Annotated in this window: 20 protein-coding genes; 10 read left to right on the top strand and 10 right to left on the bottom strand. The window is 44.3% G+C overall.

Annotated features, from left to right (window positions below):
* Positions 1–162 precede the first annotated feature (162 nt).
* The 4 genes from AAFX28_RS11940 to glpD all read left to right on the top strand — a co-directional run bounded on the left by AAFX28_RS11940 (position 163) and on the right by glpD (position 5,296).
* Complete coding sequence (locus tag AAFX28_RS11940) at positions 163–1,017, top strand: MIP/aquaporin family protein (protein WP_408687916.1); 855 nt, start codon at positions 163–165, stop codon at positions 1,015–1,017.
* A gap of 56 nt (positions 1,018–1,073) precedes the next feature.
* Positions 1,074–2,591 (top strand): glycerol kinase GlpK, encoded by a 1,518-nt coding sequence (glpK, locus tag AAFX28_RS11935; RefSeq protein ID WP_408687914.1) that lies wholly within the window; start codon positions 1,074–1,076, stop codon positions 2,589–2,591.
* Positions 2,592–2,778: 187 nt separating this feature from the next.
* Positions 2,779–3,558: a DeoR/GlpR family transcriptional regulator gene (locus tag AAFX28_RS11930; RefSeq protein ID WP_408687913.1), complete on the top strand. Its 780-nt coding sequence runs from the start codon at positions 2,779–2,781 to the stop codon at positions 3,556–3,558.
* A gap of 169 nt (positions 3,559–3,727) precedes the next feature.
* Positions 3,728–5,296, top strand: a complete 1,569-nt coding sequence (gene glpD / locus AAFX28_RS11925; protein WP_408687911.1) for a glycerol-3-phosphate dehydrogenase — start codon at positions 3,728–3,730, stop codon at positions 5,294–5,296.
* A 63-nt stretch (positions 5,297–5,359) separates the two neighbouring features.
* On the opposite strand, the gene AAFX28_RS11920 is transcribed toward glpD, so the two are convergent.
* Complete coding sequence (locus AAFX28_RS11920) at positions 5,360–6,544, bottom strand: NnrS family protein (protein ID WP_408687909.1); 1,185 nt, start codon at positions 6,542–6,544, stop codon at positions 5,360–5,362.
* 237 nt (positions 6,545–6,781) lie between these two features.
* On the opposite strand from AAFX28_RS11920, the gene AAFX28_RS11915 reads away from it, so the two are divergent.
* Entirely contained in the window at positions 6,782–7,342 is a 561-nt protein-coding gene (locus tag AAFX28_RS11915; RefSeq protein ID WP_408687908.1) for a gamma-glutamylcyclotransferase family protein, read from the top strand.
* Positions 7,343–7,368: 26 nt separating this feature from the next.
* Here AAFX28_RS11915 and AAFX28_RS11910 read toward each other — a convergent pair whose 3' ends face one another.
* The gene (locus AAFX28_RS11910) at positions 7,369–7,701 is read right to left on the bottom strand and encodes a tRNA-binding protein (RefSeq protein WP_408687906.1); all 333 of its coding nucleotides are present in this window, start codon (positions 7,699–7,701) and stop codon (positions 7,369–7,371) included.
* Positions 7,702–7,880: 179 nt separating this feature from the next.
* Between AAFX28_RS11910 and AAFX28_RS11905 the strand changes: the two genes are divergently transcribed.
* Entirely contained in the window at positions 7,881–8,885 is a 1,005-nt protein-coding gene (locus AAFX28_RS11905) for a substrate-binding domain-containing protein (protein ID WP_408687905.1), read from the top strand.
* Positions 8,886–8,938: 53 nt separating this feature from the next.
* On the opposite strand, the gene AAFX28_RS11900 is transcribed toward AAFX28_RS11905, so the two are convergent.
* Positions 8,939–9,820 carry an aldo/keto reductase family oxidoreductase gene (locus tag AAFX28_RS11900; protein WP_408687904.1) on the bottom strand — a complete coding sequence of 294 codons (882 nt, stop codon included), beginning with the start codon at positions 9,818–9,820 and terminating at the stop codon, positions 8,939–8,941.
* A gap of 185 nt (positions 9,821–10,005) precedes the next feature.
* Between AAFX28_RS11900 and AAFX28_RS11895 the strand changes: the two genes are divergently transcribed.
* Positions 10,006–10,911 carry a LysR substrate-binding domain-containing protein gene (locus AAFX28_RS11895; protein WP_408687902.1) on the top strand — a complete coding sequence of 302 codons (906 nt, stop codon included), beginning with the start codon at positions 10,006–10,008 and terminating at the stop codon, positions 10,909–10,911.
* 110 nt (positions 10,912–11,021) lie between these two features.
* Here the strand turns inward: AAFX28_RS11895 and ahpF are convergent, their stop codons facing one another.
* The 3 genes from ahpF to ahpC form a co-directional block, all read right to left on the bottom strand.
* Positions 11,022–12,614, bottom strand: a complete 1,593-nt coding sequence (gene ahpF, locus AAFX28_RS11890; protein WP_408687900.1) for an alkyl hydroperoxide reductase subunit F — start codon at positions 12,612–12,614, stop codon at positions 11,022–11,024.
* A gap of 165 nt (positions 12,615–12,779) precedes the next feature.
* Entirely contained in the window at positions 12,780–13,781 is a 1,002-nt protein-coding gene (locus AAFX28_RS11885; RefSeq protein ID WP_408687899.1) for a S66 peptidase family protein, read from the bottom strand.
* A 218-nt stretch (positions 13,782–13,999) separates the two neighbouring features.
* Complete coding sequence (gene ahpC / locus AAFX28_RS11880; protein ID WP_032553653.1) at positions 14,000–14,557, bottom strand: alkyl hydroperoxide reductase subunit C; 558 nt, start codon at positions 14,555–14,557, stop codon at positions 14,000–14,002.
* 259 nt (positions 14,558–14,816) lie between these two features.
* Between ahpC and AAFX28_RS11875 the strand changes: the two genes are divergently transcribed.
* Entirely contained in the window at positions 14,817–15,161 is a 345-nt protein-coding gene (locus AAFX28_RS11875; RefSeq protein ID WP_408687897.1) for a ribosome recycling factor family protein, read from the top strand.
* A 71-nt stretch (positions 15,162–15,232) separates the two neighbouring features.
* Here AAFX28_RS11875 and galM read toward each other — a convergent pair whose 3' ends face one another.
* From galM to galE, 4 genes are all read right to left on the bottom strand, one after another.
* On the bottom strand, positions 15,233–16,291 hold the full coding sequence (galM, locus tag AAFX28_RS11870; protein ID WP_408687896.1) for a galactose-1-epimerase: 1,059 nt from the start codon (positions 16,289–16,291) through the stop codon (positions 15,233–15,235).
* Between the two features lie 6 nt (positions 16,292–16,297).
* Complete coding sequence (gene galK / locus AAFX28_RS11865; RefSeq protein WP_408687894.1) at positions 16,298–17,452, bottom strand: galactokinase; 1,155 nt, start codon at positions 17,450–17,452, stop codon at positions 16,298–16,300.
* Positions 17,453–17,531: 79 nt separating this feature from the next.
* Positions 17,532–18,587 (bottom strand): UDP-glucose--hexose-1-phosphate uridylyltransferase, encoded by a 1,056-nt coding sequence (locus tag AAFX28_RS11860; RefSeq protein ID WP_408687893.1) that lies wholly within the window; start codon positions 18,585–18,587, stop codon positions 17,532–17,534.
* A 70-nt stretch (positions 18,588–18,657) separates the two neighbouring features.
* Positions 18,658–19,677 (bottom strand): UDP-glucose 4-epimerase GalE, encoded by a 1,020-nt coding sequence (gene galE, locus AAFX28_RS11855; RefSeq protein WP_408687892.1) that lies wholly within the window; start codon positions 19,675–19,677, stop codon positions 18,658–18,660.
* 358 nt (positions 19,678–20,035) lie between these two features.
* Here galE and ebgR point away from each other — a divergent pair, with 358 nt between their 5' ends.
* Both ebgR and AAFX28_RS11845 read left to right on the top strand, forming a co-directional pair.
* Positions 20,036–21,019: a transcriptional regulator EbgR gene (ebgR, locus tag AAFX28_RS11850; RefSeq protein ID WP_408687891.1), complete on the top strand. Its 984-nt coding sequence runs from the start codon at positions 20,036–20,038 to the stop codon at positions 21,017–21,019.
* Entirely contained in the window at positions 21,016–21,849 is an 834-nt protein-coding gene (locus AAFX28_RS11845) for an SGNH/GDSL hydrolase family protein (protein ID WP_408687889.1), read from the top strand. Before ebgR ends, AAFX28_RS11845 begins: the two co-directional genes overlap by 4 nt.
* Positions 21,850–22,046: the final 197 nt, after the last annotated feature.

The raw sequence follows: 22,046 nt of genomic DNA, 5'->3' as shown, positions 1-22,046 counted from the left end.
TCTTTTTTGTTCTAAAAGATGCGTTATTTAACAAACTGAGCGGGTTTGATTAACAATTTTATGCTCAAACGCTCACTTTTAATGTTCGTTTATTTTCGAAGTCGCCTAAATATGCACAATATCACCGTGCTAGATAAGCACAAACGACAAAGGACTATAAACATGACAACGAACAAACAACCTACTCTCTTGGGTGAATGCTTGGCCGAATTTATCGGCACTGGGCTACTCATCTTTTTCGGCGTTGGCTGCGTGGCGGCTCTGGTATTAACTGGAGCAACATTTGGACAATGGGAAATCAGTATAATGTGGGGCTTTGGCGTCGCCATCGCTATTTACTGTACTGCAGGTGTGTCTGGTGCGCACATCAACCCCGCGGTTACTATTGCTTTGGCAGCGTTCCATGGGTTCGACAAAGCGAAAGTCGTTCCTTACATTATTTCTCAGCTGTTAGGCGCGTTTTGTTCTGCAGCCCTTGTTTATGCTCTATACAGCAATTTGTTTACTGATTACGAAATCGCACATGGCTTTGCTCGTGACAGCAAAGATGCCCTGGCAACAGCAGGTATTTTCTCAACTTACCCACACGCTTCACTCTCTTTCTTCGGCGCTTTTGCTGTGGAATTTGTGATTACCGCTGTACTAATGTTTGTTATTTTGGCTCTAGGTGATGAAAGCAATGGAGCTTCTCGCGGAGCAATGAACCCACTGCTGATCGGTATTCTTATTGCCGTAATCGGTGGTTCATTAGGCCCGTTAACAGGTTTTGCTATGAACCCAGCTCGTGACTTTGGCCCTAAATTATTCGCTTACTTTGCAGGTTGGGAGTACGCACTTACCGGCGCTAAAGATATTCCATATTTCATCGTCCCTATCCTGGCTCCTATTGCTGGTGCATGTTTTGGTGGTTGGCTATACCCGAAAGCGATTGCTGCTTACCTACCTCAACAAGGTCAAGGATGTACGATTCCAAACCAATGCGAACAAGAAGACGAAGCTCAAGAAGCTCGCGCATAACTTTTCAACCCTGTATTAACTAAAATAGAAATAACGAAACTAAAAGGATTCTTACCATGACTGAGCAAAAATACATTGTTGCCCTAGACCAAGGCACAACAAGCTCTCGCGCCGTAATCCTAGACCACGATGCTAATATCGTTAGCGTAGCGCAGCGTGAATTCACACAAATTTATCCTAAAGCAGGCTGGGTTGAGCACGATCCTCTTGAAATCTGGGCAACACAAAGCTCAACACTGGTTGAAGCACTTGGAAAATCAGGTATCCGCAGTGATCAATTAGCAGGCATTGGTATCACTAACCAACGTGAGACTACGGTTGTATGGAATAAAGAAACCGGCAAGCCTGTTTACAACGCGATTGTTTGGCAATGTCGCCGTACTGCTGATATATGTGAAGACTTAAAAGAGCGTGGCCTTGAAGACTACGTTCGTGATAACACGGGGTTAGTGTTAGACCCTTACTTCTCGGGTACGAAAGTAAAATGGATTCTTGATAACGTTGAAGGCGCAAGAGAAGACGCTGAAGCGGGCAAGTTGTTATTTGGTACTGTCGATACTTGGTTGGTTTGGAAGATGACTCAAGGCCGTGTACATGTGACTGATTACACCAACGCATCACGTACTATGCTGTTCAACATCAACGACCTTTGCTGGGATCAGAAAATGCTGGATGAACTGGGAATTCCAGCGTCAATGATGCCAGAAGTGAAACGTTCTTCTGAAGTTTACGGCCAAACGAACATTGGTGGTAAGGGTGGTACTCGTATCCCTATTGCTGGTATTGCCGGTGACCAACAAGCAGCGCTTTACGGCCAGATGTGTGTCGAAGCTGGGCAGGCGAAAAACACTTACGGCACAGGTTGTTTCTTATTAATGAACACTGGCGAAGAAAAAGTAACCTCTAAAAATGGACTACTCACAACGCTAGCATGTGGCCCGCAAGGTGAACCTGCTTACGCACTAGAAGGTGCAGTGTTTATGGGTGGTGCTTCTATTCAGTGGCTACGCGATGAAATGAAGCTATTGGCCGATGCGAAAGATTCCGAGTACTTTGCAACGAAAGTGGATTCTTCAAATGGCGTTTATGTTGTTCCAGCGTTTACAGGCCTAGGCGCACCGTACTGGGATGCATATGCTCGAGGCACTATTGTTGGTCTAACTCGTGGCGTTAACTCTAACCATATTATCCGAGCTACGCTGGAAGGTATCGCTTACCAAACTCGTGATGTGCTTGACGCAATGCAAGCAGATTCGGGCATTAAGTTAGCTAACTTGCGCGTTGATGGTGGTGCAGTTGCAAATAACTTCTTAATGCAATTCCAGTCAGATGTATTGGATACGGAAGTTCACCGCCCTGAAGTAACCGAAGTGACCGCTTTGGGTGCTGCTTACCTCGCGGGTTTAGCAGTAGGTTACTGGAACAATATCGACGAGTTGCAAGGTAAAGCAGTATTGGATCGTACTTTCGTTCCTCACCACGACGAAGAAAAACGAAACCGTCGCTACAAAGGTTGGAAGCGTGCAGTTAAATGTGCTCAGACTTGGGCTGAGATGCACAACGAAGAAGATTAACCTCTCGTTCACTTAAGCAACTAAGGGCGCAATTTCTGCGCCCTTTTTGCGTCTTAGCCCCTATTCCTTATGACTTCCTCTTCTCTCTATGCGCAAATTCGAGCACAATAGCGGCAGTAAAATTATCGAGTAGAGCTTTCGAAATAGCTAAATTCGAAACCGACTATCCTCGATCAGGGAGTAATGAGTGAAACAAATACCAAGACACCAGCAAATTGTTGAGCTGGTTCAGAAGCAGGGCTACGTCAGCACGGAAGAACTGGTAGAAAAGTTTAACGTTAGCCCACAAACAATCCGACGAGATCTCAATGAGCTCGCTGACGACAACAAAATTCGTCGTTATCACGGCGGTGCTACCATTCCATTGAGCTCTGAGAATACGAGCTACACAACTCGCAAATCAATGAACTTTAATGAGAAAGACGTAATCGCAGAAGAGTTAGTGAAGCATATTCCCGATGGCGCAACTTTGTTTATTGATATCGGTACCACCCCGGAAGCCGTTGCGCGTGCGCTCAACACAAGTCATAAACAATTACGCGTGGTGACTAACAATATTAACGTTGCCAGCATTTTGCTTCCAAACCCAGAATTTAAAGTCATTTTGGCTGGCGGTGAAGTTCGCAACCGTGATGGTGGCATTGTCGGTGAAGCTACGCTCGATTTTGTTAAACAGTTCCGTTTGGACTTTGGCATTTTAGGTATCAGTGGCATTGATTTTGACGGCTCATTGCTCGACTTTGATTATCACGAAGTTAGAGTTAAACAGGCAATCATAGAAAACAGCCGTAGTGTGTTCTTAGCCGTTGACCACACTAAGTTTGGCCGTAACGCGATGGTTAAGCTCGGTAATATTTCTCAGCTTCACATGTTATTTACCAACCAAGAGCCGCCAAAAGAAATTCAAACCATTCTCAAAGAGCATTCTATTCCACTCGAAGTCGTGAGCAATACGGCCAGCGAATAATCTCAACTTGCACTACATTCGAAACCTCCTACATTTAATAGGAGGTTTTTTTATGCCTAAATCACACTAAACGCTCATAAACGAAAATAAAAGATGATCACAAACGAAAGCTGAGTTACGATTACTTTATGTTCCAAAATGCTCGTTCGCTCACCAAGAGGTCAAATTTATGAGTATCCAACACAACACGACTGCATCAAATGAGTCTGACATTCTCGACTTGATCGTTATCGGTGGTGGCATTAATGGCGCCGGCATCGCAGCAGATGCTGCAGGTCGTGGTCTTTCAATCGGTTTGTATGAAGCTAATGACTTTGCTTCTGCAACATCATCAGCGAGCTCAAAGTTAATTCATGGCGGGCTTCGTTATCTTGAACACTATGAGTTTCGCTTAGTTTCTGAAGCACTCGCAGAGCGTGAAGTATTACTAAGAAAAGCCCCGCATGTTGCTAGACCAATGCGTTTTCGTTTACCCCATCGCCCATTTTTACGCCCAGCTTGGATGATTCGCTGTGGCCTATTCCTTTATGATAATTTGGGGAAACGCACCACCTTACCAGCAAGCAAGGGAGTGGATTTATCTAAATCTGGCTTGTTGAAACCAGAAATGAAGAAAGGCTTCGAATACTCAGACTGCTGGGTGGATGACGCTCGACTAGTACTATTAAACGTACTCGCCGCAAAAGAGAATAACGCTGAGGTACGCAATTACTGCCGAGTAGAAAGCGCACACAGAGAAAATGGTATCTGGCGGGTAACCGTGCATGACATCATGACTGACCAACGCTTTGAACGAAAAGCGAAGGCTCTGGTTAACGCAGCAGGTCCATGGGTTAAGCAGTTCTTCGATGATGGCTTAGAGCAGGACTCACCGCGTAATATTCGTTTGATCAAAGGCTCGCATATAGTAGTCCCAAGAATCCACGATGAACCACAAGCTTACATCTTGCAAAATAAAGACAATCGTATCGTATTTATGATCCCTTACCTCGATCAATTCTCGATCATTGGTACTACGGATGTTGAGTACAAAGGGGATCCTAGAGAGGTCACGATTGAAGATGATGAAGTGGATTACTTGATTGATATCGTCAACCAACACTTTGTCCATCAGCTGAAACGTGATGATGTGGTCTGGACATACAGCGGTGTACGTCCATTGTGTGATGATGAGTCTGATTCACCGCAAGCGATCACTCGTGACTACACCTTGGAACTGGACGCAGAGCTTGATCAAGCTCCTCTACTTTCGGTATTTGGCGGTAAGCTCACCACCTATCGAAAACTGGGTGAAGCAGCCCTGAAAAAGCTCGAACCTTTTATGTCAAACATGGGTAGCCCATGGACAGCGAACCAAACGCTGCCTGGAGGTAATTTTAGCTGTAGCCGAGAGCAATTGGCTCAAACAATCAAAGCAAAATACTCATGGTTACCTGAAGCGTTAATCCTACGCTATGTCACTCAGTTTGGTACCTATACGTGGAAACTTTTGGAAGGTAAAACAAGCTTAGCTGATATGGGCGAGCATTTTTCACAAGGCGCTCAAGGTGTCTACCAGCTTGAAATTGATTATTTGATGAACCAAGAATTTGCCGTCACAACGGAAGACATCTTATGGCGACGTACCAAACTGGGTTTGTATCTAAGCAAAGATGAGCAACAAGCTATTGCTGACTATATTCAACAGTCACTACAACGCAAAGTAGTGACGATAAATGAAGTGAATAAAGCAGGATAACCTCATAAACAAACAAGGCTTGGCATCATTGCCAAGCCTTTTTATTTCTACTTAAAGAATCGATTATCCCGGATGACCATCAACTCGTGCTTTAATCAACATAGTGCCAAACCTTGCGATGTATAAAGCAAATGCTAATACCCACAACAGTCCACTGACATTTACCACTTCAATCAAGTATTGAGGGAAGAACGCAGCACCGATACTACGTACAATCGCAGCTAAAACAATCGCCCCAAATGCAATGCTCATATTAGGGCCTTGATAGATTGCACGACCCGTATGCCCCATTGTCACTCGAGCAATCATCGCTAAAATCACACCACCAATCGCACCAATAGCAAATAAATGCAGCATATTGTGGCTCACAAATGGGTTAGTCAATAAACCACGCAATAACAAGCTGACTGGAATACACAAATATGTCGCGTGCAATGACCAAACCAATGGCTCGCTTAACGTTCGCCATGGCTGCCAGCGCATCACTCTCACTAAATGAGCAAGACCTGAAATCACCATTAAAGGCTGGCCTAGCTCAGCAAATGTCATAGGGAAAAAGCTTAGAATAAACAACCCTGCTAAGGGCAGATTCGCAGCCCAATCCAACCACACAATCGGCTGAGGCTTATCAAAATTGAAGCGTCGTGCAGTGAAAAATGGAATCACACGGCTACCCATAATCGATAGCAACATAGTGAACCACCATAACATCGCATGCCAAACCGCAGAAGATGGGAAGGGAGGCATGCCTTTAATCGTTGCGTAACTAGCAAAGTTTGCTGCGATAGCCAATACAAACAACGGGACAAAAAATAGGTTGCGCCAACCCTTTGCTTTCACTACTCGCTGACCGATTTCATAAGCGGTAAAAGCAAGGAATAAAGCTTCGATTGAGGAAATTAGCCAAAGTGGTGCGGGAGTCCAAAATAGCACTCGTGGTATCACCCATAGCATTACCAAAATAGCTAACCTATGGTGTTTAGTCCCATTGATGCCCGTCCAATTTTGCACTGCCGTCAGTACAAACCCTGCAACGATCGCCATTGCAAAACCAAACAACATTTCATGAACGTGCCACCACAGCGCTGGAACACGTAATGCCGACGGCTGACCCGTTTGGAACATCCACACCCATAACGCTATAGCGATAACCGCATAAGCCGAACCCAGTAAGAAAAATGGTCTAAAACCTAAACGCAGCACTGGTGGAATGGCTTCTTCAACTTTTTTGTCAGTAATATTGAGCACTGAACAACTCCTAGTGGAAATCACAATCTTGTAAACTAAATTGACTATCGCAAGATATGTTCCAACTTTTCAAATCCCAATAAACCTAGCGCTTCCGACATATTGAACCTTTTTTGAGTCATAGTGACACACATTAAATTGGTCATATTGACTTCTTTATGTCTAAGTTATGAGTTTATTTTCACGCCAAAGATGTTAGCTTAGATTACAAAGGCAAAACTTAACTAGGAGGGATGAATGACGCACTACATTTTTGGCTATGGAAGCTTAATGAATTCAGCTTCTCGACGCTTGACTGGGCAAACATCGCAAGCAGAGCCTGCTACAGTAACTGGCCTAAAACGTTATTGGGGCAAAGTGGATGATAGCTATATCCTTTCTCCCCTAGTAGTCGATAAAGGACATGGAAAGGTCAACGGTGTTTTGTTGGCAGTCAGTGACAAAGGCTTAGAAGAGTTTGATGTTCGTGAGCGTGGTTATCATCGTATTCTAATCGAATCTAACGACATTAAATCATTAGTCCAGTTTGATCAAAATGATAGAGTCTGGGTGTACGTAAAAGATAGTCCTGAACCACCGTGTTCTCTTAGCCCGATCATGCAGACTTACGTCGACACTGTACTAGCGGGTTGCTTGGAAATTTCAGAACAATTTGCCAAAGAGTTTATAGAACATACTATTGGTTGGCACTTCCCATTAGAGAATGACCGTCATCAACCAAAATACGGTAATTTAGCTGGAGTAAAACCAGAGCACCACAATACGATCGATGCTCTGGTGGCTGAAGCAAGATCCTGAAAAAACTCAGCCGAATAGAGAACTAACTAAACAATTCGAACCCCAGCAGGCATCGAACGCTCTGGGGTCAACAGTACACTTTCCGATTCATCATCTGTTTCCGCACAAAGCAGCATGCACTCTGATGTCTCACCGCGCATTTTCGCTTTAGCAAGATTACACAGAACCACCACTTCCCTACCCATGAGTTCTTCTTCTGTGTAGTACGGCACAAGACTGGTTACCGTTTGCAATGTTTTTTCACCAACATCGATTTGCACAATGTAAAGCTTGTCAGCATTTTGATGACGAGCTACCTCAATAATTTTTCCCGTGCGCATTTCCAGTTTAGCGAAGTCAGTATAAGCGATCGTTTCCATGATAAACCTCAGAGCTTTTAATTTGGTAAAAGTTTACTAAAAGACAACGTTTACACTACCACCAAAAGCCGTTATTACAAGTGGTAAAGATCTCATTTTAATAATCAACAACGCAATCAGATTGCGTTATTTACACACTCAGGGTTAAATAGCCTAAGTAAAGTTTATTGAGGCCTAATATGGCGACTATCAAAGATGTTGCGAGGGAAGCTGGTGTCTCTATTGCAACAGTATCTAGAGTGATCAACAAATCACCAAAAGCCAGCAAAGCATCGGTCGAGTCTGTAACAAAAGCAATGGCCGAGTTAGGTTATCGACCAAATGCTGCAGCCAAAGCGCTCGTAAGCCAAAGTAGTAATACCGTTGGCGTTCTTGTCGGCGATGTTTCCGATCCCTTCTTCGGTACACTAGTTAAAGCGGTTGATAATGTTGCCCATGAAAGCGGCAAACATATTCTCATTGGCAATGGTTACCACAGTGCAGAGCAAGAGCGTCAAGCGATCGAGCTACTGATAAACAACCGTTGTGAAGCTCTAGTTATCCACTCAAAAGGTCTATCTGATGAAGAACTAATAAAATATGCCAAAGAGGTAAAAGGGCTAGTTTTTATCAATCGACACATTCCTGAAATGGCGGAGCGCTGTATTTCACTCGATAACTACAAAGGCGCTTACCTAGCAACTGAATATTTGATTCGCCATGGCCACAGCAAAATTGCTTGTGTCGCATCTGCACATAATATCGAAGACTCAAAACAACGTATTGAAGGCTATTTAGCAGCACTGCGCGATAACAATATTGAACTGCCAAGTAGCTACATCGAATATGGCGAACCAGACAGTGATGGTGGTGAGACCGCCATGACGAACCTACTAACAAAGTCAGTCGATATCACCGGAGTAGTTGCCTACAACGACTATATGGCCGCTGGAGCACTCTCTGTATTGGATGAAAATGGGCTTACTGTGCCCGATCAGGTTTCTATGATGGGTTTCGATGATGGGCTAATTGCGCGCTATGTGAATCCACGTTTAACCACCATACGCTACCCTATTGCAATGATGGCTGAGCGTGCAGCTCGCCTAGCTTTAGATTTAGCAAGACAAGAAAAGTCTGCAGGTGACGCTATGGTATTTACCCCAACTCTGGTCAGACGTAACTCCGTCGAAAAAGTGTCAAGTTAAACAAAAAAGGCATCGTTTACTTAACGATGCCTTTTTTATTATCTACGCTCGACTTATGCGACACCGTGTCCTTTTGAAGCAACCCAAATTCGGTACCACTGCTCTTGAGTCAAAGTAAGTTCAAGTGCTCCAACTGCTGTTTTAACACGCTCAATATTACCACTACCTAGAATCGGTACTGGTTTCGCTGGCATCTTCATTACCCAAGCAAAAATCACTTGGTCAATAGACGCTGCGCCAATTTCTTCTGCAATATCCTTCAGCGTTTCACGCAAGCGAGTCATTTGTTCACCGTTGTCAGTAAAGATGCCGCCACCAGCAAGACACGACCACGCCATAGGTTGAACGCGTTGCTGCTGAAGCTGATCCAATGTGCCATCTTCGGTAACCTGAAGGTTCACTGGGTTAATCTCAACTTGGTTAGTGATCAGAGGCGTATCTAGGCGAGACTGAAGTAGATCAAACTGAGAAGTCGTAAAGTTAGAGACACCAAAATGCTTCACTTTGCCTGCGGCTTTCAAAGTCGCGAAAGCTTCCGCCGCTTCATCCGCATCCATCAGAAGATCTGGGCGGTGCAGAAGTAGCACATCAAGATGATCTGTTTTTAGGCGAGATAGAGACTCATCAACCGACGCTAAAATAGCTGCTTTGCTACTGTCATAGTGGTTAACTTGTTTACCTTCTCCGCGATAGATACCACATTTAGACACGATCTCAATTTGGTCTCGCAGGCTAGGGTCCAATGACAATACATCACCGAACATACGTTCACACGCTGATTCTGGGCCGTATACAGGAGCGTGGTCAACAGTCGTAATCCCAAGCTCGATATGTTGTTTTACAAAAGCATGCTGCTGCTGAGTCGTCATGTTCCACTCAGCCATACGCCAGTAGCCTTGAATCATTGGTGAAAACACTGAATGTGATTTCTGCATCGTCTATACCCCTATTTTGTATCACTGCTCGTGCAATGTTCTAAGTTCAGTATACTTAGACTCTGTAGGGGGATTAAATAGCTTCTCATGAAAAGATAATTCGATATAGCAAACAATCAATGGAATTTAATTTCTTATACGGAAAGATATAATGAGGTTATATTGCGCCTTCATGAGTGATTGTTATGCATAAAATGCACAAACGTTTTGAACGCTACGCTCTGTTTAGCGAAGTGGCTAATCAGCTGAGTTTTTCCAAAGCAGCCGATAACTTGGGGATCTCACGCAGCTATCTGTCATCGCAGATCAATCAACTGGAACAAGAGCTTTCGACGAGCTTATTGATACGCTCGACTCGCAGTGTGAGACTTACCGCCGCAGGTGAAAAAATCCTCGCCAAAATGCACGGAATCAACGCTTCGATCCTGGAACTAGAAAAAGATCTCGACCATACCAAAACAGAAGTCAGTGGATTACTACGTATTACTGCCCCAACAATTTTCAGTCATCGATTCCTCATCGATATTTGTCGCGACTTTCAAACTTTACACCCTCATATCGAATTTGATCTCGATATCGGTTACCACCGCGAAGACTTAGCAAAAAGTCATTTCGATCTCGCCATTCGTGCCACCAATACACCGCCAGATAATATGGTGGCCAAGAAGCTGATGCCTTATCAGCACGTTTGCTGCGCCTCACCTGACTACCTAAAGAGAAATGGAACACCACAAGTGCCCAGTGATCTTACCAAGCATAACTGTATGTCTGACCCGAACCTAAGGCGCTGGCAATTTTCTAAAGACAATAATATTGAGCAAATCAACACCCATGGTGACATGCTGATCAGTGATAACCTTCTTTTGATGGCTGCAGCTGAGAAAGGCAAAGGGATCATAAAGATGCCTTGTTACCTAGTTGAGCCAGCCCTCGAAAGTGGTCACTTGGTTCGCTTACTAGACGATTATTTCATCGCAGAAAGTTATATTTACCTCATCTACCCACCTCAACTGCGAAGCAGCACTAAGCTCTCTGCCTTTACTGATTTTGTGCTCAAATGGTTCGAAGAAACTACCAACAAAATTGAATAAACGGCTATAAATTTTGTTCACTCCAGACATAAAAAAACCACTTCCAATTACTTGGAAGTGGTGTCGGATAATCGACGAAATGTTTGCAAATGAGTATGGACAGTAAATTACTACGCCGTTTCAGCGACTTTTGCTGGTGATGGGTTGCGGATTAGGAAATCAAACGCACCTAAGCTTGCTTTCGCGCCTTCACCCATCGCGATGATGATCTGCTTGTAAGGAACGGTTGTTACGTCACCTGCGGCAAACACACCTTTCATCGTTGTTGCACCGTGCGCATCAATTTCAATCTCACCGCGCGGTGATAGCTCAACCTTAGTGCCTTTTAACCATTCGCTATTTGGCATTAGACCGATTTGAACAAAGATACCCGCCAGTTCAATCTGCTTCAGTTCACCACTATTACGGTCTTTGTACTCTAGACCCGTTACTCGGTTTCCATCACCCAGCACTTGTGTGGTTTGTGCCATTTTGATGATTTCGATGTTTGGTGTTGCGTTCGCTTTGTCGATAAGCACTTGGTCAGCGCGAAGCGTGTCAGCAAACTCGAGTACCGTTACATGCTCAACAATACCTGCTAGGTCGATTGCCGCTTCGATGCCTGAGTTACCACCACCGATTACGGCTGTTTTCTTACCTTTGAACAGTGGACCATCACAGTGTGGGCAGTATGCGACGCCTTTGTTGCGGTACTCTTGCTCACCAGGGACGTTCATTTCACGCCAGCGTGCACCTGTACTAGTGATTACCGTGCGAGCTTTTAGTACTGCGCCGCTCTCTAGTTCAACGTGGATGTAACCATCTTCTGTTTCTTCTGCATCGATGATGTTAGCTGCTCGCTGCTCGGGCATCACTTCAACACCGTACTCTTTTACGTGCTCTTCTAGGCTTGCTACTAGTTTAGGACCCGTAGTCGCTTTCACTGAGATGAAGTTTTCAATCGCCATGGTGTCCATCACCTGACCACCAAATCGGTCTGCAACCACACCAGTACGAATGCCTTTACGTGCTGCGTAGATTGCTGCTGAAGAACCAGCAGGACCACCACCAACAACCAGTACATCAAATGGCGCTTGTTCGTTTAGGCTTGCTGCTTTCTTCTCTGCTGCGCCTGAGTCCACTTTGTTTAGGATTTCAGCCAGAGACATACGGCCTTGACCAAATAGCTCACCGTTGATGAAGACGCTTGGTACCGCCATGATGTCGCGAGACTTCACTTCGTCTTGGAACGCTGCACCATCAATCATGGTCGTTTTGATTAGCGGGTTGATTGCCGACATCATGTTGAACGCCTGAACCACCTCTGGACAGTTCTGACACGATAGTGAGATAAAGATTTCAACGTTTAGCTCACTGTTTAGTTCTTTAATTTGATCGATAACATCTGCTTCAAGCTTGATAGGGTGGCCACCACTGTGAAGCAGAGCCAGCACTAGAGACGTAAATTCATGACCCATTGGTAGACCAGCAAAGCCGATTGCTGTGCCTTTCTCTTGGTTTACAACCTGCATGATTGGCTTGCGTGCACTTGCGTTGTCGTCACGAGTCACTTCAATCTTATCGGTCAGTGACGCGATGTCGTTTGCTAGAGCTTCAAGCTTGGTTGCGGCTTCGCTGCTGTCTAGGCTCAGTACAAGCTGTACATTTGTTTTTAGGTTTTCTAGGTATGCTTTTAGCTGCTGCTTCATTGCTTGGTCTAACATAATCGTGCCCTTTCCCAATTCTTGTCTTAATTCTTTGTGTTGCGCTCTTTTGCGCTGATGGGGTTAGTTTGCCCCGAGCACTAAAATTGGTAAATTCGAACGTTTCTATCAGTTCGGTAGGCAAAACCTATTAGCAAAACAATGAGAACAAGCAATGAAATTCAATCAGTCTGAAAGCCAACGACTGACAAGCTTAAATACCTTCTGATCAAAATCCAGTTCCACTTGAACACCAATCGGGGTAACGAGCATAGGGTGAGTATGACAACTGTCGAAGCCATATAAGATAGGGATGTCTTTACCATTGAGCACTTCAATAAGAACATCTAAAGGGGAGCGCCCCGTTCCCTTATCATCAAACAGCTCATGTTTACCAAGCACAATCGCGCTTACTTTATCAAACACCCCACACGCTAAGAGATGAGCAAATGAACGCTCTACTGAATCAATCCCCTTTAATGAATCTTCAATCAGTAAAATATCACCTTGTTTAATCTCTGGCATATACGGGCTGCCCCAGATTCCAGCCATTGTGTTGAGATTTCCTCCTACAAGACGGCCGGTATAGCGACCGCGACCAATGAACTGCCATTGATTGTTAAAAATAGGCTTAGCGCAATTTTGTGTTTCCCAATCGTGCTTTATATCTGTCCAAACGGCAGGCATTGAGTAGCAGTACGAGTTCTGCGGTTCAGTCAGTAATGCAAAAAAGGAAGCGAATGTCTCGTCTACTAACGGAGGGAATTCGCCAAACGACGCGACCAAAGCAGGGCCATAAAAAGTGACGAGGCCAGTCTGCTGATAAATGCCGAGCAGCAGCGCTGTCACATCCGAGTAACCAATAATGATTTTCGGATCTCGTTTAAGCGCATCGTAATCAATATAAGGTAATAAGGCATTGCTGTTACTACCTCCGATCGTCGACATAATGCATCGAACACCCGGATCACGAATCAGTTGGTTCAGCTCTTCTGCTCTGTCCTTTATTGAGCCAGAGCGATAGCAGTCAGTTTGCCCAGTTAACGAACCTTCAACCAACTGAAAACCTTTTGATGTTAGATACTCTTTTGCACGAGTAAAACGCTTAGGTGCGAACACAGTCGCTGGCGAAGAGGGAGAGAAAAAGCCAATCTTATCGCCGACTTTTAGCGCCTTTGGGAACATCATATCTCGAACTCCTTATCTAGATATGCAACAAACTATATATTCTGGTTTTATATCACAGCTACAAAGCCGCCACCACCTCTTATAAATCAATAAGATAAAAAGGTTCCAAGCACAAAAAAGCCACACCGAAATACGATGTGGCTTTAAGGGTTTAGGCGGTACATCGAGCCCTTTAGGAGCGCGGACTCAATGTACCTTTAACATGTTCTAATCAGTGATTAGATTTTACCGACTAGGTCTAGAGATGGTGCTAGAGTCTCTTCACCTTCTTTCCATTTAGCAGGGCAAACTTCACCTGGGTTGTTTGCTACGTACTGTGCTGCTTTCACTTTGCGTAATAGGTCTTCTGCGTCACGGCCAATACCTTCAGCAGTGATTTCCATTGCTTGGATAACGCCTTCTGGGTCGATTAGGAACGTTGCGCGGTCTGCAAGACCTTGACCTTCACGCATTACGTTGAAGTTGTTAGTGATAGTGCCCGTTTGGTCACCTACCATGAAGTACTCGATAGTACCAATCTTGTCTGAAGTGTCGTGCCACGCTTTGTGTGAGAAGTGCGTGTCAGTTGATACTGAGTAAACTTCTACGCCACGAGATTGAAGCTCTGCATATTTTTCTTGTAGGTCTACAAGTTCAGTAGGACATACGAAAGTGAAGTCAGCAGGGTAGAAGAAGAACACTGCCCACTTACCTTTTACGTCTTGCTCAGTGATCTCTACGAATTCGCCGTTTTTGAATGCCGTTGCGTTGAATGGTTTGATTTCTGTGTTGATCATGATTTTACTCTCTTTCTAATTTAGTGTTTGTGAACGCTGCCTTGCGTCGATGGAGTTATATTGCCCCGAACCACTTAATAGGTAAATTTGAACGTTTCTATTGCTCTGATAGGAAAAGGCTATCAATTAAAATAGGCAAAACTTATCGTGAGATTCAAACAGGCTTATGAGCAACGAAAGAGAGTTTGAATATGGCGATTTGCTTATCGTTCAGATAAAGTGAGAACCATTCTATTCAGCAGCCCTACTTTGACGATTCATGCTTTGCGTCCCGCTAAACAGCTTTGTTCATCGTGTCTATGACAAAACTCAGTTCATCGAGTTAGCGAGTCGGCACCAGTGTCAGTTAAAAAGAATCCGTCGTTCTCGACATTGGCAACTCAGTGGTGAAGAGCACGCTCTACGCGCTCTTAAGTCTGCGCTGGTAGATGAAAGGTCTTTGTGGATAGTCAAAGCGATTGATAAAGCCCTACCCCTACCTGTCATAGATCTATCTAGTATGATTGCCGCCTCACCCAACATGACCGTCAAACAGTTAGTCAGCTTATCGGGCTGTAGTTTGTCTGAAGCCAGAATGGCCTTGGATGAATTCGAAGATTTATAGTAGAAGGATCACTATTCGACTTTGCTGAATCAATAAAAAAGCCAGCTTGATTGCTGGTTTTATCCTTAGAATCAGAATGTTATCTGATAGGTCGTTTTGTAACGATACTCTTGGTTGGGCTCAAGAATACAGCTTGGTTGCTGCCATTCAGGGTGATTCGGTGAGTCTGGCAAAAACTGTGTTTCGAGCGCAATCCCTGCATAGTCAGCGTAATCTTCGCCATTTCTAGCGGGCGTGCCTGCTAACCAATTTCCCGTATAAAGTTGCATTGCGGGCTTATCCGTTAATACGCTCACAGCAACTTTCTCATCCTGACTCACTAAACGAGCAATAGGCACAGTCACATCACGGTTTGGTTCAAACCAATAACTGTGATCGTAGCCTTTTGCTGATTGCTGCTGCTCATCCACTAAGAAATCCTGATTGACCTCTTTAGCAACACGAAAGTCGAATCCAGTATTATCAACATTTTCTAGTTTGCCGAGCGGAATCCCAACATCCGTTGTTGGCAGATAATAATCAGCTTTAATTTGCAGTTGGTGATCTCTAGCGTCGTACGTACCATCAGCGCCGTTCAGGTTGAAATAGGCATGATTAGTTAGATTGATTGGTGTCGCTTTGTCAGTATGTGCGGCGTATTCAATATCAAATCTGCCATCGTCACTAAGCTGGTAGATAACTGAGACATCAAGATTCCCAGGAAAGCCTTGCTCTCCATCAGCAGAATGTAAGCTAAATATCACCTTGTTCGCACTTTGCTCAACAATATTCCAGCGTACTTTATCAAAGCCTGTTACACCGCCATGTAGGCAGTTACCAGCTTGGTTCGTGACCAATTGATAGTCACTACCATCAATGTGAAAACGACCATTGGCAATGCGGTTTGCATAACGACCAACTGTTACCCCCATGTAACTTTGTTGGCACTCGAAATCAGTCATGGACCCTACACCCAAAACCACTTCACGATGCTCCCCACACGCCAAAGGTAGTCGACAACTGAGCCAAGTCGCTCCGATGTCCATCAACACAATGCTAACCCCCGCTGCATTGGTCAATTCCACAAGCTGAGCAGACTTACCGTCATAGGCCGGCTGCTCAGTCATTGTTTGAAAAAGAGGATGAGTCATGATTGATTACTCCACCAGACCTGCACCATCTTTTGCTTGGCAGACATAAATGGACTCTTTAAGTCCTGTCGCTGCCTGATATTTACTTTCAATCGCCGCTTTAACTTGGTCGACAAGTGCTGGCGGCATAACGGAAACAATACATCCACCAAATCCGCCACCAGTCATACGCACTCCGCCTTGCTCGCCGATCTCTTCTTTTACGATCTCTACTAGAGTATCGATTTCAGATACGGTAATTTCAAAGTCATCACGCATCGAGGCATGCGACTCAGCCATCAGCTCACCCATACGCTTCATATCGTGATTTCGTAACGCTTCTGCGGCCTCAAGAGTACGATCGTTTTCTGTGATGACGTGGCGAGCACGCTTAGCGACCAGTTCATCAAGCTCATTTACTTTAGTATTGAACTGCTCAATAGTCACATCACGCAATGCTTTTACACCAAAGATGCGAGCTGCTTCTTCACATTGCTCACGTCGAGTGTTGTATTCACTGTCCACTAAGCCGCGTTTTTTATTGGAGTTGATGATAACAACAGCCATATCCTCAGGCATGGATACAGCCGTCGTTTCCAAACTACGACAATCAAGCAACATCGCGTGGTTTTCTTGGCCTTCCGCTGAAATCATTTGGTCCATAATCCCGCAATTACAACCCACAAATTCGTTCTCAGCTTGCTGACCATTAAGTGCGATTTCTGCTTGAGAGATATCAAGGTTGTAAAGGACTTTAAATGTCTGACCAATAACCACTTCTAGCGCCGCAGAAGAGCTTAGTCCAGCTCCTTGAGGTACATTACCGCTCACTGAAATGTCGGCACCTTTGAACTCATAGCCACGACCAATTAAGCATTTCACTACGCCTCGAATGTAGTTAGACCACATCTTATCTTGCTGAAAAGTGATCTCTTGCGTGATGTCGAACTCATCGGTTTCATTGCCATAATCAACAGAAACAACACGTACGATATTGTCATCACGTTTAGCTGCCGCCACCATAGTCTGATAGTTAATGGCACACGGTAGGACAAAACCATCGTTGTAATCAGTATGTTCACCGATTAGGTTTACACGACCAGGTGCTTGAACAAAATGGCTTGGTGCATAGCCTAGTACTTGCTCAAAAGAGTTTTTTACTGCTTGGATTAAGTCAGACATAGTCAAATCTCACGTTCAAAATTGATTTCAGTTCCTAACCTATTCAGGCATTGGCTAGGATTGTTGTTATTCAGTCGTTTTACGGCTGTTCTTTGTAGTGCACATCGCTCACATCACGTAGACGTTGAGCTGCTTGCTCTGCCGTTAAATCACGCTGGCTTTCCGCTAACATTTCATAACCCACCATAAATTTGCGTACTGATGCGCTACGTAATAGCGGCGGGTAGAAAAGCGCGTGAAGTTGCCAATGTTCTATATCTGTACCTTGCTCAAAGAAAGGTGCGTAATGCCACCCCATTGAATACGGGAAAGAACATTGGAAAAGGTTGTCATAACGACTGGTGAGTTTCTTGATTGCGATAGCCAAATCGTCACGCTGCGCTTCGGTGAGTTCACTCATGCGGCGGATATGTGTTTTTGGCAATAGCATGGTTTCGAAAGGCCATGCCGCCCAATATGGTACTACCGCAATCCAATGCTCTGTTTCAACAACGGTGCGTGAACCATCTTTCATTTCTGCCTGAACATAATCGACAAGCAGATTAGAACCTTGCTGCTCAAAATATTCTTTCAGCAACTTTTCTTTCCGCTCAATTTCATTCGGTAAGAAACTGTTCGCCCAAATTTGTCCATGTGGATGTGGTTGAGAACACCCCATGGTTTCACCCTTGTTCTCAAAGGCTTGTACCCAAAGGTAGTCTTTGCCGAGTCCTTCGATCTGGTCGTTCCAAGTATCAATCACACCACGAATCTTGTTCACTGGTAGCTCTGGAAGAGTTTTGCTGTGATCCGGCGAGAAACAGATAACACGGCTTAGACCACGAACACCCTGAGTTTTAAACAGTGGGTTATCTGATTCTGGCGCATCTGGTGAATCAGGCATTAAGGCCGCGAAGTCATTGCTGAAAACATAGGTGCCTTTATAGTCTGGGTTTTCATCACCAGAAATACGAGTATTGGTCGGGCACAAGAAACATTCTTTGTCGTAGGCTGGCAACTCAGCAGTAGACGGCTTTTCATCTTGGCCACTCCAAGGGCGCTTTGCTCGATGAGGTGACACAAGAATCCACTGTCCTGTTAGAGGGTTATAGCGGCGATGTGGGTGATCGACTGGATTAAACTCAATATTCGACATCTTACTTACTCAACTTATAAAATTTCTTTCTACATTCATCGATAAAATAGCCGTTACAGCGAGGCTTCAATTATGCAGGGGAATAACCATTTGGATTGCTTGACTGCCACTTCCACGTATCAGCGGTCATCTGATCGACGCTGCGCATAGCCTTCCAACCTAAATCACGTTCTGCTTTGTCTGTACTTGCCCAGCACTCTGCAATGTCACCAGGGCGACGTGGACAAATTTCATAAGGGACAGGTTTGCCACACGCTTTAGCAAAAGCATCAACCATTTCAACGACGCTAGAGCCTTTCCCTGTTCCTAAGTTATAAATATGAAGGCCCGATTGTTCACCGACTGCTTTGAGCGCTGCAATGTGACCATCAGCTAGGTCCATGACATGAATGTAATCTCGTACTCCAGTACCATCAGGTGTTGGATAGTCATCACCAAAAACAGAGAGCTTTTCACGACGTCCGACAGCAACTTGAGCAATAAAAGGCATGAGGTTGTTTGGAATGCCTTGAGGGTCCTCGCCCATCGTGCCTGAAGGGTGAGCGCCAACCGGATTAAAGTAACGTAATAAGGTAATGCTCCAATCGTTTTCAGCGTTGAACAGATCGCTCAAGCACTCTTCCACCATATATTTACTACGGCCGTAAGGATTGGTTGTTTCACCTGTAGGCGAGTCCTCTGTGATAGGCACAATTTCAGGATCGCCATACACCGTCGCGGAAGAACTGAAAACGATACTTTTAACACCCGCTTTACGCATTGAACGTGCCAGTACTAAAGTACCGTTCACGTTGTTATCGTAATATTCCAATGGCTTTTCAACCGATTCGCCAACAGCTTTCAAGCCCGCAAAATGAATCACGGCTTTAATATCGTGATGACTAAACACCTCATCTAAGAATGCTTCGTTACGAATATCGCCTAAGTGAAATGAAGGTTTGGTCCCTGTTAGTGCTTCGATACGGTCCAATACAGCTTCGTTGGCATTACATAAGTTATCTACGATGATCGGTTCCATTCCCGCCTCGATCATCTGTACGCAGGTATGACTGCCGATGTATCCCATTCCACCTGTAACAAGAACTTTCACTATTCGATCTCCATTTAATAAGCATTACTGCGATCATTTCGCCACACTCTTCAATGATGAAAAGTCTATCAGCCAAAACAGGATGAGATCCGTGATCCATTTCTCGTTATGTAAACGTTTCCACAAAATTGATACTTAAATTAACCTTAGGGCCAGTAAGCGAGCCTAATTTAGTAAAATGAGTCTACTATCATCATCTTCCGGTTATAACTCAACCGCTTCACTCTACAATGGAGTGAAAACAGGCATACAGATTAAGGTTTTTACTAAAAATTTGTGAATAGTGCGTGGGATTGATTACAATGAAGGGCAATAAAACATACCCCGTTTTAGAGCACGTATAGGGATATAAAAGTAGATGGCAACACTTAAAGATATTGCAGGCGAAGCCGGCGTCTCTTTGGCAACGGTATCACGAGTACTGAATGACGATCCGACTCTTAGCGTAAAAGAAGAAACCAAGCATAGAATCCTAGAGATTGCCGAAAAGCTCGAATACAAGACCAGTAGTTCAAAGAAAGCGACCTTAGCACGTAAACAGAATCACCACTTCCTTGCTCTTTACAATTACAAGCAAGAAGCGGAAGTCAATGACCCGTACTACCTATCGATCCGTCATGGCATAGAAACTCAATGTGACAAGCTAGGCATTGAACTGACTAATTGCTACGACAGTGATATTCAACTAGATAGCAATAAGATCACGGGTGTCCTTTTAGTCGGAAGAAGCAACTCAAAAACACTCGCTGAAATTAAAAAACTGACCGATAACATTTGTTATGTCGACTTTAGTGACAACGATTCACTCTATGACTCAGTTGACATTGACCTTGCCAAAATCAGCAAAGAAATCACTGACTTTTTCATTAAGCAAGGCTACCAGCGTATTGGATTTATTGGTGGTCAGGATGCGCCAAACACACCTGACATTCGCGAGGTCGCATTTTCTGAATATGGCCAATTAAAAGGCGTAGTTGCAAAAGATGACATTTACCGCGGCGAATTTACTAGCTCATCCGGCTATAAACTCGCAAAGGAAATGCTCAGCAAACCTAACTACCCGAACGCTCTATTTATCGCTTCTGACTCAATTGCGATTGGCGTACTCCGCGCGATTCATGAACACGGTTTAAATATTCCACAAGATATCTCTCTGATTAGCGTCAATGATATTCCAACCGCGAAGTTTACGTTCCCGTCGCTTTCAACAGTAAGAATTCACTCAGAAATGATGGGAATTCAAGGGGTTAATCTCTTAGTAGAAAAGTCTCGTGACGGACGCGCCTTACCTCTTAAGGTATATGTTCCAAGCCAACTGAAGCTACGGGACACCACACAATGACTGAAGAACAGCTACTTAAAGAACTAAGACACAGCAATTGTTTAGACTTAGTAAAACTTTACCAAGCCAATCCAGATCGCTCTTTCTACGAGTTAATTGAGGAGCTGTATCAACTCCGTCAACAGCATGAGCTAACAACGCGCATCTCACCATTAGTGTCTGAAATTGAGTCACTCACCAGTGAACTTGATAATAAACCAATCACACAAGCTCAATTCGCTGAAATCGTTCAACGTCTCGACCTAAATCAACGAGCGCATAAAATGAGTCGTTATATTCTTACCCAAGATAATCATTCTGCGTTTGCAAAGCCTGTCGATATCGTGATGTTTGGTGACTCTATTACCGAATGGGGACCATGGCATGACGCCCTACCCAACTTCACTTTGGCCAATAGAGGCTTAGCCGGAGATACAACTGAGGGCATGATTCGCCGACTCCCAACGACTAAGGTGTGCCAGCCCAAATTAGTGTGTGTCATGGCGGGAATCAACGACCTGTCCCAAGGCTATACCGTCGATCAGGTTATCAAGAACTACCGTCAGATGTTGGATTATTGGCAAGGAGAAAAGATTGAGGTTTGGGTTCAGTCTACCCTATATGTCGGCGAACGTATTGCAACCCTCAATCCACTCGTCACCGAATTGAATCAACAGTTGAGTCTGTTGTGTAAACAAAGAGTATTACGTTTCATCGACCTCAACCAATACCTATGCCCGGAGCACTATCTCCCCCTCAACTGTAGCTGCGATGATTTGCACTTAAATTCAATCGCTTACAAGAAATGGTTGGATACTCTCGCGCCATTACTTGAGCAAAGATTCAATTAAACTTCCAGTAAAAATAACAATAAAGCACTGATTTTCAGTGCTTTATTTGTATCTAGTATCCGATAACACCCCTCCCTATTCTCTTCCTAATTTCACAAAACGGCATTCTTTTATCCAGATCACACCTTTCACTTGTTCACTCAATCAAAGCGTGATCGAGTTAAAGTAAAACGTTTTCACTAATTTTATTTAGTAAA

The organism is Vibrio sp. TBV020 (assembly GCF_046056895.1).
In the GTDB taxonomy this organism is placed as follows: Bacteria; Pseudomonadota; Gammaproteobacteria; order Enterobacterales; family Vibrionaceae; genus Vibrio.
This window is presented reverse-complemented; position numbering and strand designations above follow the sequence as displayed.

Excerpts from the sequence above, each read along its gene's own strand:
- AAFX28_RS11875 (WP_408687897.1), top strand. The coding sequence starts at position 14,817 with ATGCTTTGCGTCCCGCTAAACAGCTTTGTTCATCGTGTCTATGACAAA.
- galM (WP_408687896.1), bottom strand. The coding sequence starts at position 16,291 with ATGACTCATCCTCTTTTTCAAACAATGACTGAGCAGCCGGCCTATGAC.
- ahpC (WP_032553653.1), bottom strand. The coding sequence starts at position 14,557 with ATGATCAACACAGAAATCAAACCATTCAACGCAACGGCATTCAAAAAC.
- AAFX28_RS11915 (WP_408687908.1), top strand. The coding sequence starts at position 6,782 with ATGACGCACTACATTTTTGGCTATGGAAGCTTAATGAATTCAGCTTCT.
- AAFX28_RS11900 (WP_408687904.1), bottom strand. The coding sequence starts at position 9,820 with ATGCAGAAATCACATTCAGTGTTTTCACCAATGATTCAAGGCTACTGG.
- glpD (WP_408687911.1), top strand. The coding sequence starts at position 3,728 with ATGAGTATCCAACACAACACGACTGCATCAAATGAGTCTGACATTCTC.
- glpK (WP_408687914.1), top strand. The coding sequence starts at position 1,074 with ATGACTGAGCAAAAATACATTGTTGCCCTAGACCAAGGCACAACAAGC.
- AAFX28_RS11940 (WP_408687916.1), top strand. The coding sequence starts at position 163 with ATGACAACGAACAAACAACCTACTCTCTTGGGTGAATGCTTGGCCGAA.
- ebgR (WP_408687891.1), top strand. The coding sequence starts at position 20,036 with ATGGCAACACTTAAAGATATTGCAGGCGAAGCCGGCGTCTCTTTGGCA.
- AAFX28_RS11910 (WP_408687906.1), bottom strand. The coding sequence starts at position 7,701 with ATGGAAACGATCGCTTATACTGACTTCGCTAAACTGGAAATGCGCACG.
- ahpF (WP_408687900.1), bottom strand. The coding sequence starts at position 12,614 with ATGTTAGACCAAGCAATGAAGCAGCAGCTAAAAGCATACCTAGAAAAC.
- AAFX28_RS11895 (WP_408687902.1), top strand. The coding sequence starts at position 10,006 with ATGCATAAAATGCACAAACGTTTTGAACGCTACGCTCTGTTTAGCGAA.
- galK (WP_408687894.1), bottom strand. The coding sequence starts at position 17,452 with ATGTCTGACTTAATCCAAGCAGTAAAAAACTCTTTTGAGCAAGTACTA.
- AAFX28_RS11860 (WP_408687893.1), bottom strand. The coding sequence starts at position 18,587 with ATGTCGAATATTGAGTTTAATCCAGTCGATCACCCACATCGCCGCTAT.
- AAFX28_RS11905 (WP_408687905.1), top strand. The coding sequence starts at position 7,881 with ATGGCGACTATCAAAGATGTTGCGAGGGAAGCTGGTGTCTCTATTGCA.
- AAFX28_RS11845 (WP_408687889.1), top strand. The coding sequence starts at position 21,016 with ATGACTGAAGAACAGCTACTTAAAGAACTAAGACACAGCAATTGTTTA.
- AAFX28_RS11885 (WP_408687899.1), bottom strand. The coding sequence starts at position 13,781 with ATGATGTTCCCAAAGGCGCTAAAAGTCGGCGATAAGATTGGCTTTTTC.